At 65.5% G+C, this 16,744-nt stretch carries 15 protein-coding genes; 7 read left to right on the forward strand and 8 right to left on the reverse strand.

What is annotated here, in order from left to right:
• Window positions 1–9 precede the first annotated feature (9 nt).
• On the reverse strand, window positions 10–2,196 hold the full coding sequence (gene uvrB, locus SR3_RS21540; RefSeq protein WP_068090579.1) for an excinuclease ABC subunit UvrB: 2,187 nt from the start codon (window positions 2,194–2,196) through the stop codon (window positions 10–12).
• On the opposite strand from uvrB, the gene SR3_RS31515 reads away from it, so the two are divergent.
• The 5 genes from SR3_RS31515 (at window position 2,180) to SR3_RS21560 (ending at window position 6,550) form a co-directional block, all read left to right on the forward strand.
• A complete protein-coding gene (locus SR3_RS31515) occupies window positions 2,180–2,407 on the forward strand; it encodes a hypothetical protein (protein ID WP_157099025.1) in 228 nt (75 codons plus the stop codon). The genes uvrB and SR3_RS31515 overlap by 17 nt on opposite strands.
• A gap of 10 nt (window positions 2,408–2,417) precedes the next feature.
• A complete protein-coding gene (locus SR3_RS21545) occupies window positions 2,418–3,851 on the forward strand; it encodes a circularly permuted type 2 ATP-grasp protein (RefSeq protein ID WP_068090643.1) in 1,434 nt (477 codons plus the stop codon).
• A gap of 16 nt (window positions 3,852–3,867) precedes the next feature.
• Window positions 3,868–4,812 (forward strand): alpha-E domain-containing protein, encoded by a 945-nt coding sequence (locus SR3_RS21550; RefSeq protein ID WP_068090580.1) that lies wholly within the window; start codon window positions 3,868–3,870, stop codon window positions 4,810–4,812.
• A 15-nt stretch (window positions 4,813–4,827) separates the two neighbouring features.
• Window positions 4,828–5,643, forward strand: coding sequence for a transglutaminase family protein (locus tag SR3_RS21555; RefSeq protein WP_068090581.1), 816 nt, complete (start codon window positions 4,828–4,830; stop codon window positions 5,641–5,643).
• 163 nt (window positions 5,644–5,806) lie between these two features.
• Window positions 5,807–6,550: a peptidase gene (locus SR3_RS21560; protein WP_068090583.1), complete on the forward strand. Its 744-nt coding sequence runs from the start codon at window positions 5,807–5,809 to the stop codon at window positions 6,548–6,550.
• Window positions 6,551–6,813: 263 nt separating this feature from the next.
• Here the strand turns inward: SR3_RS21560 and SR3_RS21565 are convergent, their stop codons facing one another.
• The 7 genes from SR3_RS21565 to SR3_RS21595 form a co-directional block, all read right to left on the reverse strand.
• Entirely contained in the window at window positions 6,814–7,827 is a 1,014-nt protein-coding gene (locus SR3_RS21565; RefSeq protein WP_068090584.1) for a type II secretion system F family protein, read from the reverse strand.
• A gap of 7 nt (window positions 7,828–7,834) precedes the next feature.
• Window positions 7,835–8,806 carry a type II secretion system F family protein gene (locus SR3_RS21570; protein WP_068090587.1) on the reverse strand — a complete coding sequence of 324 codons (972 nt, stop codon included), beginning with the start codon at window positions 8,804–8,806 and terminating at the stop codon, window positions 7,835–7,837.
• Window positions 8,807–8,861: 55 nt separating this feature from the next.
• Window positions 8,862–10,154, reverse strand: coding sequence for an AAA family ATPase (locus SR3_RS21575; RefSeq protein ID WP_068090591.1), 1,293 nt, complete (start codon window positions 10,152–10,154; stop codon window positions 8,862–8,864).
• A 3-nt stretch (window positions 10,155–10,157) separates the two neighbouring features.
• Window positions 10,158–10,814, reverse strand: a complete 657-nt coding sequence (locus tag SR3_RS21580; RefSeq protein ID WP_068090644.1) for a CpaD family pilus assembly protein — start codon at window positions 10,812–10,814, stop codon at window positions 10,158–10,160.
• An 11-nt stretch (window positions 10,815–10,825) separates the two neighbouring features.
• Window positions 10,826–12,571 carry a type II and III secretion system protein family protein gene (locus tag SR3_RS21585; RefSeq protein WP_068090592.1) on the reverse strand — a complete coding sequence of 582 codons (1,746 nt, stop codon included), beginning with the start codon at window positions 12,569–12,571 and terminating at the stop codon, window positions 10,826–10,828.
• Between the two features lie 17 nt (window positions 12,572–12,588).
• A complete protein-coding gene (gene cpaB, locus SR3_RS21590) occupies window positions 12,589–13,743 on the reverse strand; it encodes a Flp pilus assembly protein CpaB (RefSeq protein WP_084455803.1) in 1,155 nt (384 codons plus the stop codon).
• A 74-nt stretch (window positions 13,744–13,817) separates the two neighbouring features.
• Complete coding sequence (locus tag SR3_RS21595) at window positions 13,818–14,303, reverse strand: A24 family peptidase (RefSeq protein ID WP_068090593.1); 486 nt, start codon at window positions 14,301–14,303, stop codon at window positions 13,818–13,820.
• Between the two features lie 121 nt (window positions 14,304–14,424).
• Here SR3_RS21595 and SR3_RS21600 point away from each other — a divergent pair, with 121 nt between their 5' ends.
• The gene (locus tag SR3_RS21600) at window positions 14,425–15,411 is read left to right on the forward strand and encodes an alpha/beta fold hydrolase (protein WP_068090595.1); all 987 of its coding nucleotides are present in this window, start codon (window positions 14,425–14,427) and stop codon (window positions 15,409–15,411) included.
• Between the two features lie 31 nt (window positions 15,412–15,442).
• The gene (locus SR3_RS21605; protein ID WP_068090597.1) at window positions 15,443–16,543 is read left to right on the forward strand and encodes an NAD(P)/FAD-dependent oxidoreductase; all 1,101 of its coding nucleotides are present in this window, start codon (window positions 15,443–15,445) and stop codon (window positions 16,541–16,543) included.
• Window positions 16,544–16,744: the final 201 nt, after the last annotated feature.

Raw genomic sequence — 16,744 nt, forward strand, 5'->3', positions numbered from 1 at the left:
ATCTTCCTTTTACTTCCCCCACTTCTTCTGAATCTTCCCATACCGGGTCTTTCTGGTCCCCGGCTTTCCTTCATTCGACCGCCCGACAATCGGCGCCTTATGCTCCGAATCCGGCAGGCCCAGCTCGGTCGCCTCCAGCTTGCGGATTTCGTCGCGCAGGCGGCCTGCTTCCTCGAACTCCAGATCGGCGGCGGCGGCGCGCATGCGCTTTTCGAGATCCTCGATATAGCCGCGCAGATTGTGGCCGACGAGGTTGTTGATCCCATCGTCCTCGATGTCCACCAGCACGCCATCGCGTGAGGCCGTATCCGCGACGATGTCATGGATGTTGCGCTTGATGGTGGCGGGGGTGATCCCGTGTTCCAGATTATACGCCTGCTGCTTCTCGCGGCGGCGGTCGGTTTCGGCCATGGCGCGTTCCATGGAGCCGGTGATGCGGTCGGCATAGAGGATCACGCGGCCATCGACGTTGCGCGCGGCGCGGCCGATGGTCTGCACCAGCGAGGTCTCGCTGCGCAGGAAGCCTTCCTTGTCGGCGTCGAGGATGCAGACGAGGCCGCATTCGGGAATGTCGAGGCCCTCGCGCAGCAGGTTGATGCCGATCAGCACGTCATAGACGCCCAGGCGCAGGTCGCGGATCAGCTCGATGCGTTCCAGCGTTTCCACGTCCGAGTGCATGTAGCGGACCTTCACGCCCGCTTCGTGCATGAATTCGGTGAGGTCTTCGGCCATGCGCTTGGTCAGCGTGGTGACCAGCGTGCGATAACCGGCGGCGGCGGTCTTGCGGCATTCGGCGATGCAGTCCTGCACCTGATCTTCCACCGGGCGGATTTCCACAGGCGGGTCGATCAAGCCGGTGGGGCGGATCACCTGCTCGGCGAACACACCGCCTGCCTGCTCCATTTCCCAGCTGCCCGGCGTGGCGGAGACGGCGACGGTCTGCGGGCGCATCACCTCCCACTCGTTGAAGCGCAGAGGTCGGTTGTCGATGCAGCTGGGCAGGCGGAAGCCGTACTCGGCCAGGGTGATCTTGCGGCGGTGGTCGCCGCGCGCCATGGCGCTGATCTGGGGGATGGTCTGGTGGCTTTCGTCCACGAAGAGCAGCGCGTTTTCGGGGAGGTACTCGAAGAGCGTCGGTGGCGGCTCGCCGGGCAGGCGGCCCGAGAGGAAGCGGCTGTAGTTCTCGATCCCCGCGCAGGAGCCGGTGGCGGCGATCATTTCCAGATCGAAGTTGGTGCGCTGCTCCAGCCGCTGGGCTTCCAGCAGCTTGCCCTCGGCGTTCAACTCCTTGAGGCGCTCCTCCAGCTCGAAGCGGATGGCGTGCATCGCCTGCTGCATGGTGGGGCCGGGGGTAACGTGGTGCGAATTGGCGTAGACGCGGATCTTGTCCAGCTTGGCGCCCGCCTTGCCGGTCAGCGGATCGAATTCGACGATGCTTTCCACTTCATCGCCGAAAAAGCTGATGCGCCAGGCGATGTCCTCATAGTGGCTGGGGAAGATCTCCAGATTGTCGCCGCGCACGCGGAAATTGCCGCGCGCGAAGGCCACATCGTTGCGCTTGTACTGCATGGCGACCAGCTTGCGGATGATCTCGCCCTGGTCCTGATCCTTGCCCGCCTCCAGATCGAAGATCATCGCCGAATAGGTTTCGACCGAGCCGATGCCATAGAGGCAGGAGACCGAGGCGACGATGATCACATCGTCCCGCTCCAGCAGGGCGCGGGTGGCGGAGTGGCGCATCCGGTCGATGGCCTCGTTAACGCTGGATTCCTTCTCGATATAGGTGTCCGAGCGGGCGACATAGGCTTCGGGCTGGTAATAATCGTAGTAGGATACGAAATATTCCACCGCGTTTTCGGGGAAGAAGCTTTTCATCTCGCCATAGAGCTGCGCGGCGAGAATCTTGTTGGGGGCCAGAATCAGCGCCGGGCGCTGAGTCGCCTCGATCACCTGCGCCATGGTGAAGGTCTTGCCAGAGCCGGTCACGCCCAGCAGCACCTGCGTGTCGTCGCCCGCGCTGATGCCCTGCACCAGATCGGCGATGGCGGTGGGCTGGTCGCCTGCGGGGGAATATTCGCTGACGATGCGCAGCGCCTTGCCAGGCTCCACCTTCTCGGGGCGCGCGGGGCGGTGGGGGACAAAATTGCCCGAGGTGTCGGGCTCTTCCAGCCCGCGGCGGATGATCAGTTCGGCCATGGGGAGGTTATGGGCGTTCGCCTATCGTTCCGCAAGAGTGGCCGGGGCGGCGGCGCGGATTTCCGAAGGCGAAATGCACGGGGTGACCGAAAGTTGCGCGGGAGCCTGCCCCGAAAAAATAAGTTTCGCAAGTGCAGCAATGACGCTTGGCAAGGCCTTTGGTTTCATGCAGCTTCCTGGCAACGAGGCGGCGTGCGGTTTTGCTGCCTGATGGGGTGCCGATGACAACAACCACCTTCTCGCATTATGACGAGATGATCGATGGCCAGGGGCAGGTCCGCCCCGCCTATGCCGGCTATCGCGAGTGGTACGATGCGCAGGACCCGCGCTGGATGATGAAGCAGGGCAAGCAGGCCGAAAGCTTCTTCCGCCGCACCGGCATCACCTTCAACGTCTATGGCGAGGATGCCGGGCAGGAGCGCCTGATCCCCTTCGACATGATCCCGCGCATTGTCACGGCGGATGAGTGGAAGAAGCTCTCCGTCGGCATCGAGCAGCGGGTGCGCGCGATCAACGCCTTCCTGCATGACCTCTATCACAAGCGCGAGATCGTGAAGGCCGGCAAGGTGCCCGAGCGCGTGCTGAAGGGGAACGAGGCCTTTCTGCCCCAGATGGTGGGCTTCACGCCTCCCGGAGAGGTCTACACCCATATCGTCGGCGTCGATCTGGTGCGCACCGGGCCCGATGAGTTCATGGTGCTGGAGGACAATGCGCGCACGCCCAGCGGCGTCTCCTATATGCTGGAGAACCGCGAAACGATGATGGCGATGTTTCCGGAACTGTTCAGCAAGGTGCAGGTTCAGCCGGTGTCGGACTATCCGCGCGCGCTGGCCCGCAGCCTTGCCGCCTGCGCGCCGCCTGCCGCCAATGGCCATCGCCCCACCGTGGCGGTGTTGACGCCGGGCATCTACAACTCCGCCTATTTCGAACATGCCTTTCTGGCCGACCAGATGGGCGCCGAACTGGTCGAGGGCGGCGATCTGCGGGTTGTCGATGGCCGCGTCTGCATGCGCACCACGCGGGGCTGGACGGCGATCGATGTGCTGTACCGGCGCGTGGACGATAATTTCCTCGATCCGCTGACCTTCAATCCTTCCAGCGTGCTGGGCGTGCCCGGCATCATGGATGTCTATCGCGCGGGCGGGATCACCATCGCCAATGCGCCGGGCACGGGCATTGCGGACGACAAGGCGATCTACTCGTTCATGCCCGAGATCGTGGAGTTCTACACCGGCGAGAAGCCGATCCTGAAGAACGTGCCGACATGGCGCTGCGCCGAGGCGGATTCACTGGCCTATGTGCTGGATCATCTGCCCGAACTGGTCGTGAAGGAGGTTCACGGCAGCGGCGGCTATGGCATGCTGATCGGCCCGACCTCGTCCAAGAGCGAGATCGCGGCCTTCGAGAAGAAGCTGCGCGCACGTCCGGAAAATTACATCGCCCAGCCCACGCTGTCGCTCTCCACCGTGCCGATCTTCACCAAGGCGGGGCTGGCGCCGCGCCATGTGGATCTGCGGCCCTTTGTGCTGGTGTCGCCCAACGGAATCAACATCACGCCGGGGGGGCTGACGCGCGTGGCGCTCAAGAAAGGCTCGCTGGTGGTCAATTCCAGCCAGGGCGGGGGCACGAAAGACAGTTGGGTGCTGGCGGAATGATGGGGGATAACGTCTGATGCTGGGTCGTTCCGCCTGGGGCTTGTTCTGGATGTTCCGCTATCTGGAGCGGGCCGAGAACACCGCGCGCATGCTTGATGCCGGTTTCCGCATGGCGCTGACCCGCGGGCTCTCCGCTGCCAGCGATGAATGGCGCAGCGTGCTGATCACGCTGGGGCTGGAGGAGGCTTTCGCCGCCACCGGCCTTGAGCATAGCGGCCATATCATCACCAATTTCGTGCTGCGCTCACCCGAGAATGCCGACAGCGTGCTGGCCATGATGGAGAATGCGCGCACCAATGCCCGCATGGTCCGCACCGCCATCACGCGTGAGGTCTGGGAAGCCACCAATGAAAGCTGGATGATCCTGAAAGAGGTGCTCTCCCGCCCGGTGCGAGAGGCCGATCTGGGCGAGGCGCTCGACACCATCCGCCGCCAGACCATGCTGGTGCGCGGCGCGATGGAAGGCACCATGCTGCGCAACGACATCTACAATTTCGCCTATATGGGCACCCATATCGAGCGCGCCGACAACACCGCGCGCATCCTCGATGTGAAATATCATGTGCTGCTGCCCTCGCTGGCCTGGGTCGGTTCGCGGCTGGACAATGCGCAGTGGGAGATGGTGCTGCGCTCGGTCTCGGGCGAGCGGGCGTTCCGCTGGATGAATGCCGGCGCGCTCGATCCCAAGGGCATCGCCGAATTCCTGATCCTCGACGGGCGTTTCCCGCGCTCTCTGGCCTTTTGCTATGACAAGCTGGCCAGCAACATGGCCAGCCTGGCCTATGGCTATGGCGAGGCCGCGCCCTCGCACGAGCTGCTGCGTCAGGCGAATGCCCGCTTGCAGCAGACCGGCATCGCGCAGATCTTCGAATTCGGTCTGCACGAATTCATCACCCAGTTCATCAACACCAACCGCCAGATCGCCGACGCCATCGCCGCCGATTATCGCTTCACCGAGTAAGGCAGGAGCCGCCCCATGCGCATCGCCATCAGCCATACCACGCGCTATCGCTTCGATGATCCGGCGCGTTACGGGGTGCAGCGCCTGCGGTTGCGGCCGCGCCAATGCGCGGTGCAGGATGTGCTGGAATGGCAGATGGCCGTGGATGGCGGTGTGATCGAGGCGGCTTATGACGACCACAACGGCAATGCCACCACGCTGATTTCCTTCGGCAATGACGTGGAAGAAGTGGCCATCACCACCAGCGCTCTGGTCGAGGTGCGCGATACGGCGGGGATGGTCGGCCCGCATGCCGGTTTCATGCCGCTCTGGCTCTTCACCAACCAGACCGCGCTGACCAGACCTGGCCCGAAGCTGAAGGCGCTGGCCCGCGACTTTCCGCTGGAAGATGTCAATGTGCTCGATACGCTGCACGCCCTGTCGCGCGCGGTGGGTGAGATGGTGACCTATGAAAAGGGCGCCACCGATGCCACCACCACCGCCGAACAGGCGCTGGAACTGGGCAAGGGCGTCTGTCAGGACCATGCCCATGTCTTTATCGGCGCGGCGCGGCTGCTGGGCGTGCCCGCGCGTTACGTTTCGGGCTATCTGCTGATGGACACCGGCACCGCGCAGGATGCCGGCCACGCCTGGGCCGAGGCGCATATTCCCGGCCTTGGCTGGGTGGGCTTCGATCCTTCCAACGAAATCTGCCCGGACAGCCGCTATGTCCGCGTCGCCCTTGGCGCCGATTATGCCGAGGCCGCGCCCGTCACCAGCCTTGTGCCCGGCGGGGGCCGCGCTGGCCTCTCGGTGGCGCTGGATGTGGCCCAGCAATTGATGGCCCAATAATCGACGGCTCTAACCTGCTGACACCTCTGTACATTGCCCGATCCAGCCACGGCAAGCGGTGTTAAATGCGCGACACTATGCTTGACGCGGCAAGAGCGAATGCCCAGCAACCCGGCGAAACGAATCGACGCCGGGTCGTGACTGGCGGCAACAGGAACACGAAATGACCTATTGTGTTGGCATGATGCTGGAGGCCGGGCTCGTGCTGATGAGCGACACCCGGACCAATTCGGGCGTCGACAACATCTCCACCTTCCGCAAGATGCACAGCTGGTCGGTGCCCGGCGAGCGCATGGTCGCGCTGATGACCAGCGGCAATCTCGCCACCACGCAGGCCGTCGTCGCGCGCCTTGAAGAACGCAATAAGGCCCGCGCCGACCGCAAGAACGACCTGCTCCAGCTGCCCACCATGTTCGCCATGGCCGAACACGTCGGCAAGCTGCTGCGCGAAACCATCGCCGACCGCGACGAGGACAATGGCCCCGAAGCCTCCGGCCAGTTCGGCGCCACGCTGATCCTTGCCGGGCAGATCAAGGGCATGGGGATGCACCTCTACCTGATCTACCCCGAAGGCAATTTCATCGAGGCCAGCTTCGACACGCCCTTCTTCCAGATTGGCGAGACCAAATATGGCCGCCCCATCATCCTGCGCGGCTACGACCGCAAGATGGGCTTCGAGGATGCGGTGAAGCTGATGATGGTCAGCTTCGATTCGACCCTGAAAGCCAACCTGTCGGTCGGCATGCCGCTGGACCTGCTGGTGGTGGCGAAAGACAAGTTCGAGCCGCTGCACGAGATACGGATCACCGATGCCGACCCATGGTATCGCAGCCTCTCCGCCGGGTGGAGCGACGCCCTGCGCGCGGCGCTGGACGGGCTGCCGGATTATCCGTTTCACGCAAGATAAAAAGGAAGATGCGAGGGGGTTACCCCCTCGCGCTCCCATTCCGTCTTCCGGCGATAGGGCTGCGGCGCCCGGTCGTAGCGCGCCAACTTTCCACCTGCGCAAGGCAAGGCGTCGCAGGCAGTTTCCCATGATCGAGAAGGTGCGCGGGCATTTTAAAGCCTGCGGCGCGGCGACCTTGCTCTGCTGCCGAACCCGAAACGCAAGGCAGACATTAAAGGGAGCGCGAGGGCGATGGCCCTCGCACCTTACCTTTTCTGAACCCCTTAATGCGGCTTGGTCGACCCGTTCGAGAATGCATCCGCGATCGAGCACGCTGCCGGACCCAAAATCACCACGAACAGCACCGGCAGAATGAACAGGATCAGCGGCACGGTCATGATCGCGGGCAGGCGGGCGGCTTTTTCCTCGGCGCGCATCATGCGCTCGTTGCGGAACTCCGCCGACAGAACGCGCAGGGCGGAGGCCAGCGGCGTACCATAGCGCTCGGTCTGGATCATGGTGGTGACCACGCCGCGCACGGCGTCAAGTTGCACGCGATAGGCCAGATTTTCAAACGCCTGGCGGCGCTCCGACAAGAACGACAGCTCGATGGCGGTCAGCGAGAATTCGTCGCCCAGCTCGGCGTAGGCGCGGCCCAGTTCTCGGGCCACGCGGTTGAAGGCGGCGTCCACGGTCAGGCCTGCCTCGGCGCAGATCACCAGCAGGTCCAGCGCGTCGGGCAGGCCCTTGCGAATGGCGGCGGTGCGCTTGGAAATGAGGTTGTTGAGATAGATGTCGGGCCCCTTGTAGCCCGCGCCCAGCGCGGCGGCGAAGCCCATGAAGCGCTTGAAGGATGACCATTCGGGGAAGTAGTTCGCCCAATAGATGATCGACGCCGCGATGCCGCCCAGCACGATGGGGGCGACGAGGCGGCCAAGGATGACCACCACGGCCAGTTCCTTGTTGCGGATGCCCGCCTGCGCCAGGCGCTGCGTGGCCTCCTGGATCTGGCTGTCCTGCAGGCCGTTCAGCTTGTTGAGGATGGTGCGGATGCGGTCGGTGGTTTCCGAGCGGCGGACCAGCTGGGCGCGCTTTTTCGGGTTGATGGCGACGATGCCCGCCTTCAGCTCCTCGCGCCTTTCGTTCAGGGCCTTCACGCGCTTGGCCATGGGGTCGCGGATGGTCAGCGCCATGTAGATCACGGCGACGACCAGCCCGGCGGCGATCACGGCCAGGATCGTGCCGAGCCACACCACATCCACGCCGAAGAGCATGCCATTGTGAATTTGATGGTCCATGCGCCCCTCAGATCTCGAAATTGACCATCTTGGCCATGATGAAGGCGCCGATGCCCATCCAGATCAGGCCGCCCACGCCGGTGACGATCAGGCGCTGGTCCGAAAAGAAGCCTGAGAGGTAGGTGGGGTTCACCGTCCAGATCATGATGAAGACCATGAAGGGCAGGCAGCCCACGATATAGGCCGATGCCTTGGATTCAGAGCTCATGGCCTTGATCTTCAGCTTCATCTGGGCGCGCTTGCGCAGCACGTCGGCCAGATTGGCCAGTGTTTCGGCAAGGTTGCCGCCGGTTTCGCGCTGGATCGCCAGCGTGATGCAGAAGAAGCTGAATTCGGGCATGTTGAGCCGGTCGGCGGTGTCCTGAAGGGCGTCCTCCATGGTGCGGCCGATCTTGATGCGTTCGGTCACCAGTTTGAACTCCTGACCCACCGGGCCGGGGATTTCGGTGGAGACCACATTGAGCGTCTCGGTGACGGGCAGGCCGGAGCGCAGGCCGCGCACCAGCAGTTCGATGGCGTCGGGGAATTTGGACACGAACTGGTTGAGGCGTTTGCCGATCAGCATCCCCACCGCCATATGCGGAATGCCCGCCCCCACGATCAGGCCCACCGCCAGCGCCAGCACCAGACTGCCGCTCTTGAGCAGCACCAGCAGGCCGATCACCGCGGTGATGCCGCCGCAGGCATAGAGATATTGCTGCACGGTCCAGTCACGGCCGGTGCGGTGCAGGCGCAGGGCCAGCGCCTCGCTGCGGCTGGCGGAACCGGCGATGCGCGGCATGTTGGGTTTGCGCGCGGCCACGGCGCGGCGCATCTGCGCCTCCATGCGGGCGTTGGCGCTGTCGGAATGGCGCAGGCGCAGCGATTGCAGGCGGCGCGCGCTTTCCTTGCCCGGATCGGGGCCGCCCAGCGCCAGCACCGCGATGCCCCCCAGCAGGGCCACGATCAGCACGATCAGAACGATCTGCACGCTATCCATCGTGAGGCATCACTTTCTTAACAAGCATCTGGCCTACAAGGCGCCCCGCCGCGGATCAGGCCGAAGCCTTGGCGGGTTTGCCCTGATCCTTGCCCTTTTTCGGCAGGATCGACTTGAGATCGAACTTGCCGAGCAGAGACTTCTTCTCTTCCTTCTTGGCGGCGGGCGCACCCTCGCTCACGAAGCCGACAGCGCGCACCGCCTGAGCCAGATCGCGCATGGCCATGCCCGCCTTGGTGGCGCGGTTGGCTTCGGCGAAGGTCTGGCCCAGCTTGGCGGCGTGGGTGGCGGCCTTGAAGTCATAGGGGATCAGCATATCGATCTTGCGCTCGATGCTGGCCTCGAAATCGGCCTTGCTGATCTCGATCGTGCCGACCTGCACCTTGTTGGCCACCACCATCACATGGATATGCGGGGCATTGCCCTTCAGCCAGGACAGGATGCGGATCGAATCGCGCGCGCCGGCCAGCGTCAGCTCGGTGGCGACGATCGCCACATTGGCGTCGGCCAGCAGCTGCGGGAAGTTGATCAGCATGTTGCGCGGCAGATCGACGACCGTCATCTGGAAGGCGTTGCGGAACTCCTGCTCCAGATGGAGGAAGGCGCTGCCATCGGTCATCAGCGGCTGGTTGATCGGCGCTTCGGCGGAAAGAATCGCCAGATTGTCATTGGCGCGGATCATCGCGCGCTCGATGAACAGGCCGTCGATGCGGCTGGGGTTCTCGATGGCGTCGGTCAGGCCCCGGCCCGGCTCCAGATCCAGGCTGAGCGCGCCGGTGCCGAAATGGATGTCCAGATCGAGCAGGGCGGTGGGATGGTTGTGGTCGGTGGCGAACAGCCAGGCCAGCGAGGTGGCCAGGGTGGAGGCGCCCACGCCGCCGCGCGTGCCGATCACGGCGGTGGAGATATGGCGGGCCTCGCCGCCTTCCTCGTGGCGCGGCTGCGAGAAGAAGGCCTGCGCGCTCAGCAGCGCCTCATGCACGGCATGGGGCTGCAAGGGCTTGAGCAGATAATCGTGAATGCCGCTGGAGAGCAGATCGCGATAGAGCCGCACATCGTTGAGCTGGCCGATCGCCAGCACCACCGTGCCCGGTTCGCAAACCTCGGCCAGGGCGTTGATGTCCGAGAGCGGATCGCCGCTTTCCGACAGGTCGACCATCAGGATATGCGGGCTGGAGGAAACCGCCAGCGCCTGCACCGCATTGCGCAATCCGCCGCGCTGGCACTTTTCCGGGGTCCAGCCCAGATCAGCGACCAGCGGGCGCAGCACATCGAGGCTGGCATCGTCGCTCAAAAAGGCGGCAAAGGGTTCGCGGGCCTGCTGGCCGACTTTCCACGGCGCGTTCATGGCTCAGTTCCCCTTGCTGCTGGTTGCCGGCAACGCGCCGCCGCCGCCGCCGGTGGGCTTCACGTCGCGATAGGACGCGATCGCTTTGTTGCTGGTGGCGACCGGATTGCTGTCGGAATGGGCGCCGTGCAGCAGATCGTCGGGATTGGCGACCATGGCGGCCAGATTGCTGTTCACCGCGCAGCCGAAATTGGGATGCAGGGCGTTCATCGTGTTGGTTTCCGAATTGGCGGACCAGTCCGGGCAGCCCGGCACGGTGGCGCTGGCGCGGGTCAGCACGATGCGCAGCGTGCCCGGTTCCAGCGCGGCCTGCGCCAGCGGCGGCTGGGTCGAGACCATCAGGCCTTTCGCGGAGGCCAGATCGGCGACAGCGGCGCGGGTGCGGGGGTTGGCGGCGGGATCGTCAATGGCGATCTGGTCGCCATAACGCAGGCCCATCGCGTCGAACCAGCCGGAGAGGCGGGCCTTTTCGGCGGGCGCCAGCCCGTCATTGCCTTGCGCCAGATCCAGCGAGAAGCTGGCATGGGTGACGACCGGCTGGTGCTGCGGCACCATCAGGCGGTTGGTGGCGGTGCCGCCGCAACCGGCCAGAGACAGGGCGCCAAGGGTCAGAGCCAGCCCTGCGGTTGCTTTCGTCGCGGCGTGAGGAATGAAACGCATCGTGGCCTCGCTCAATTCAGGGAGAAGCCGGGGGCCTGCGCATCACCCTTGGGCGATGGCGCGGGCGCGGCGTTGGAAGCCTGCTGGGCTTGCTTCGCGGCCTTGGCTGCCGCCTTGGCCTGACGCTTGGTCAGCGGGGCAGGGGCCGGATCGGCGTAGGTCTGCGCCGCTGCCGGAGCAGCGCCCGGGGCCTGCTGCGCCGGAGCGCCAAGACCCACGCGCGGCGGCAACCCATTGTCGCCCGAGGTCGGGCCGGGGCGCGCCGCGCCGCTCTTGCCGTCGGTCAGCATGTTGCCCAGCACCTCCTGCGTGGTGGTGGGGTTCTGCAACCCGTCGGTGGGCAGCTTGATGTCCGCGGCGTTGACCGGCTTGACCAGATAGGGGGTGATCACGATCACCAGCTCGCTTTCGCCGCGCTGGAAGTTCGTCGATTTGAACAGCGAGCCCAGCACCGGCAGATCGCCCGCGCCCGGCAGCTTGGTGATGGTGTGCTGGGCATTGTTCGACAGCAGCCCGGCGATCATCATGCTCTGGCCGGAGCCCAGCTCCACCGTGGTTTCGGCGCGGCGGATGGTGAGCGCGGGCACCGAATAGCCCCCGAAGCTGACCGCCCCCTGCGAGGAGAGTTCCGACACTTCAGGCCGCACGCGCAGCGAAATCCGCCCGTCCGACAGCACGGTGGGCGTATAGGCCAGCGAGACGCCGTAATTCTTGAACTCCACCGAGACGGTGCCCAGCCCGCTCGACATGGGGATGGGATATTCGCCACCCGCCAGGAAGGTGCTGGTCTCGCCCGAGAGCGCGGTCAGGTTGGGTTCGGCCAGCGTGGTGACCAGACCGATCGATTCGCCCAGATCCAGCGAGCTGAGCAGCGACAGGCCAAGGAACTTGGTGCCCAGCGAGATCGCGGTGGAGCCGGTGAGATTGCCGGGGAAATTGTAGACCGTGGGCGCGCGGGTGTAGGTGCCGCTGGCGAGGCCCGAGGACAGATAGCCCTGCGGATTGGTGATCGTGCCCTGATTGTCCCCGCGCGAAATGCCGAATTGCACGCCATTGGTGCTGGACGAGGCGCCGGTCAGATTGGTGCCGATGGTGCGGGTCAGCGTGCGGCTGACCTCGGCGATGCGCACATGCAGGCTGACCTGCAAGGGCGTGGCCGTGCGCAGGCGGCTGATGATGTTGGCGTCCTTGCCCATGAAGGCCTGCACCAGGCGGGTGGCCTCGGCGGCGTCCTCCGGCGCGGCGACGGTGCCGGTCAGCAGGACCGAGCTTGCGCCCACCGTCGAGGTGGCGATATGCGCCTCGGGCATGGCCACGCGCAGCATCTGGTCGACGTTGTCGATGTTGTTGCCCACGCGGATGTTGGCGGACCACACCACGCGGCCTTCGGCATTGCTGGCGTAGATCGTCGTTTCGCCGCTGCTCTTGCCGTAAAGGTAGAGCTGGTGGTTCGATTTGACCTGAAGATCGGCGATCTTGTCATCGGCGATGAAGACATCCTTCATCGTGCCGGGCAGATTGACCAGCTGGCCGCGCCCGATCGAGAGCACGATCTGGCCGGTGGGGTTGCTGATCGTGCCGCTGGCCGGAACGCCGTAATCGGGCGCCCGCGTGCCGACATGCACGGCCGGGGCCGCCGCCTTGCGGACAGGATGATGGGCCTTGCGCGGCGCGGCTTGCGCCGTGCCCGCCACACCCAGCGACAGGGCGCTGATCGCGCCTGCCGACAGGAGAAGGGAGAGGAAACGGTTCTTCATGGGATGATCCACCCTTCTCAATTCACCGGATTGGCCGCAGGCGCGGGCGGCATGCCCTGCGCTGCGTTGGCGGACATGGGCGACCTGCCGCCCGATCCGCTGCCGATATCAACGTCCTTGGTGTCGCTGCCGCGCATCACCCGCACCTGGGGGCCACTGGCCAGCGCGCGGACCGAGCCGCCGCCCGAAGGCAGGGCGCGCCGCTGGAAGCGCGACACATCGCCGGCGGTGGCGAAGGTCGATCCGGGCTGGATCGCCGCTCCGTCGTTCGACCGGCCCTCGCTGAGGCGGCCGCCCATCAGCGTGGCGCGCGAACCGGCGGCGGAGGCCGGACCATTGTTTCCGGCACTGGCCAGAGCGCGGGCCTCATCGGCCTTGGTGGCGCCCTCGGGCAGCTTCACCGAGCCATTGGCGATGGCGTGATCCAGATCGCTCTGATTGTCCGCCAGCGAACGCAGCACCAGGCTGAGCGCGCCGCCCTGCTGCGCCACCTCGATCTTTTCGGCGATCTTGGGGGTCACTTCCAGCGTGGCGGTGTGGAAGGTGTGAACGATGGTCTTGCCATTGTTGGTTTCCTGCTCGGTCGACTGGTCGGTGGCCAGCACGCGCAGGTTCTTCAGAATGGTTTCGGTGGCGTAGAGATCGCGGGTGTCGGCCGCAGGGCCCTGATTCTGGGTCTGGGGGATCTTGACGGCGGTGGTCAGCATCAGGTCGACATGGTCGCCGGGAAAGACGAAACCGGCCACGCCGGATTTTTCCGAAACGGTGATCGTCACCGCGCGCATGCCCGGCCCCAGCGCGGCGGCCAGAAAGCCCCGGTCTCCGGGAGCCACCAGCGCGCCGGTGGTCAGCGGCTGACCGGCGGTGATCGGGAAGCGGACGACGGTGCCCAGCAGCTTGTTCATGTCGGTCTTGCCGTCCACGAAATAGGCGCCGTTCACCATGTCCTTGGGCCATTCCTGAAAGTTGATGGCGTCATTGGTGATGATCGTGCCGGGCTGCAGCGAACGCTGCGCCACCAGCACGCGCGGACCCTTGGGCACCACGATGACGGGCAGGGCGGCCTGGACCTGCGGGGCAGGGCTGCCCTTCAGCATGCTCATAGCGGCCAGAGCGGTGACGACCGCCACCAACCCCAGCCCCAGCATGATCATGACCTTCTTCTTGTCCATGGCTCAATCAGCCCCTCAAACGCGCAAATCACCGCAGTAAACCGCGCTGATGCGCGAAAATGGTTAATATCCGGTCACCCTGCCGGTCCGCCCGCGTGGAGCAGAGGCAGGTAATCGACCGCCAGCACCCAGAAGGTGCCCAGTGCGATGGCGATGCCATAAGGCACCACCGGCCTTTCCTTGTGGCGGCGGGCGACATGCCAGAGCGCCAGACCCACGGTCAGCACGCCGCCTGCCAGCCCCATCACCATCAGCAGATGCAGGAACCACATGGGCTTGATCCACAGCGCCAGGGCCGTCAGCAGCTTGACGTCGCCGCCGCCCATCGCGCCAAAGGCGAAGAGACCCGCCAGCACCGCGAAAACCCCCACCGTGCAGCCCAGCTGCCAGCCGATGGCCGCGAGCGTGAGCCCCTGAGCCCACCAGAAGAGGGGCGCGGCCAGCGCAATGGCCAGATTGAGGCCATTGTCGATCTGGCGGCGGCGCGTGTCGGTCACGGCCGCGACGAGCAGGGCAATTGCCAAGCCGCCAAGCAAACCGTAGGACAACCAAACCCCCATGAAACCCCCCAGGGAAGACCACGTGAAAACCCTAGTGGAATCCCTAGGGCGACCTGGGGAAGGTTTTAGCTTGGAATCACTTACCAAACGGTAACCAACGAGAAGGTCGGAAATCAGGCATATGCCGGAGTATGAGCACGCCGATCCGGCCTTTCCGACCCGCTCTCTGCCCCCTTTCGCGCATGAGGATCAGTGGGCCGCGCCCGATGGCTGGAGGCTGCGCCGCCTGACCATCCCGGCGCTGCCCGGCGTGCCGCCGCGCGGGCGGCTGCTGTTCGTGCCGGGGCGCGGCGACATTTTCGAGAAGCATCTGGAATTCTTCGCGGAAATGCAGGCGCGCGGCTGGCATGTCACCAGTTTCGACTGGCGCGGGCAGGGCGGTTCCGGGCGTCTGGGGCTGGATGCCACCACCGGCCATATCGATGACTTCTCGGTCTGGGTTAACGACCTTTCCGCCTTCTGGAACGCGTGGTTCCAGCCCGGTGAGGGCCCCCATGTGCTGGCGGGCCATTCGATGGGCGGCCATCTGGCCCTGCGCGCCGTGGCGGAGCACAAAGTTAACCCCGACGCACTGATTCTCTCGGCCCCGATGCTGGGATTCTTTGCTCCCGGTCTACCGGTATGGTTACAGCATGTTTACGCTTGCCTGATGGCAAGGATGGGCGATTCGCGTCGCCCGGCCTGGAAGGGCGGGGAAAAGCCCGGCTCTACCACCGACTTGCGCATGCATCTGCTCACCCATGACCGGCGCCGCCATGATGACGAGCTGTGGTGGCGCGCCCAGCGCCCCGATCTGGGCACGGGCGCGGCCAGCTGGCGCTGGATGGAGCGGGCGGTCGCCTCGCGCAAGGCGCTGTTCGCGCCGGGCGTGCTGGAGGGGGTGAGCATCCCGGTGCTGCTGATCTCCACCAGCGCGGACCGGCTGGTCAGCCATGGCGCGGTGCTGGCGGCGGCGAAGCGTTTGCCCAATGCCCGGCTGATCGCGCTGGGTCGCGAGTCGCGCCACGAAGTGCTGCGCGAGGTGGACGCGGTGCGCGCGCCGCTTGTGGCGGCGATTCACGGCTTTCTTGACGAAAGCGCTCCCAAAATCCTTAACGCAAACCCTTGACGGGCGTGGCTGAGGGGCCAAGGGAGCCCGCATGAGTTTCTCCTGCGATATCGCCATCGTCGGCGCGGGCATGGCCGGGGCCTCGCTGGCCGCCGCTCTGGTGGCGCATGGTGCTGGCGGGCGCATTGTGATGCTGGAGGGCGAGGATCGCCCCGGCTATCACGCCACGGGCCGTTCCGCGGCCTTCTGGCACGAGACCTATGGCGGGCCCGGCGTGCAGCCGCTGTCGCAGGCCTCCGGCCCGGCGCTATGGGCGCTGGGCGTGCTTCACAAGCGCCGGGGCCTGACCCTGGCCCGCAAGGGGCAGGAAGCCGAGCTGCATGCCTTCGTCGAGCGCTTCGCCGCGCTGGGCGTGCGCATCTCGGTGGCCGACCGCGCGCTGATCACCCATTACATCCCCGGCCTGAACCCCGATTACGTGCTGGGCGCGCTGGAGGAAGACTGCTGCGACATCGACGTCGCGGCCCTCCACCAGCACTATCTGGCCGAAGCGCGGCAGGGAGGGGTGGACCTGCTCTGCGACGCCCGCGTCGCCAGCGCGGCGCGCGAGGGGGAGGACTGGGCGCTGACTCTGGCCGACGGGCGCACCGTTCAGGCCAGACTGATCGTCAACGCAGCCGGGGCATGGGCCGATGGGCTGGCCACCATGGCCGGTGCCGCGCCGCTGGGCATCACGCCTTATCGCCGCACGATGATTCAGGCCCGCGTCGATCCCGCGCCCACCGATAATCTGCCCCTCGTCCTCGATCTGGACGAAAGCTTTTATTTCAAGCCCGAATCGGGCCGCCTCTGGCTCACCCCTCACGATGAAACCCCCACGCCGCCCTGCGATGCCGCCCCCGAGGAAATCGATGTGGCGCTGGGCATCGACCGGCTGGAGCACATCACCGACTGGCGCGTCGAGCGCATCGAGCATCGCTGGGCCGGTCTGCGCAGCTTCGCGCCGGATCGACTGCCGGTCTATGGCTTCGATCCTGCCGTGCCGGGGTTCTTCTGGTGCGCGGGGCAGGGCGGCTTCGGTATCCAGACAGCGCCTGCGGGGGCGGATCTGGCGGCACGTCTGTTGCTAGGGCTGGAGGCTGGGGCGGTGGCGCCTGAGGCTTATAGGCCGGGAAGGTTTGTTCAGGGGTAAGAAGGAAGAGAGAAAAGCGAGGGCCATCGCCCTCGCGCTCCCTTTACGTCTCCCGACGAGGCGGCAGTGGTGCCGCAATGGAGCGCCCAGCCTCTCCACCTGCACCACCTAAAGCGCCGCAGGCCTTCAATCCAAGAGCAACCTGCCTGCGGCGCGGCGACCTTGCCTTATGGCCGAACTCGAAGCGCAACGCTGACAAAT

This window comes from Novosphingobium rosa NBRC 15208, from assembly GCF_001598555.1.
Classification (GTDB): Bacteria; Pseudomonadota; Alphaproteobacteria; order Sphingomonadales; family Sphingomonadaceae; genus Novosphingobium; species Novosphingobium rosa.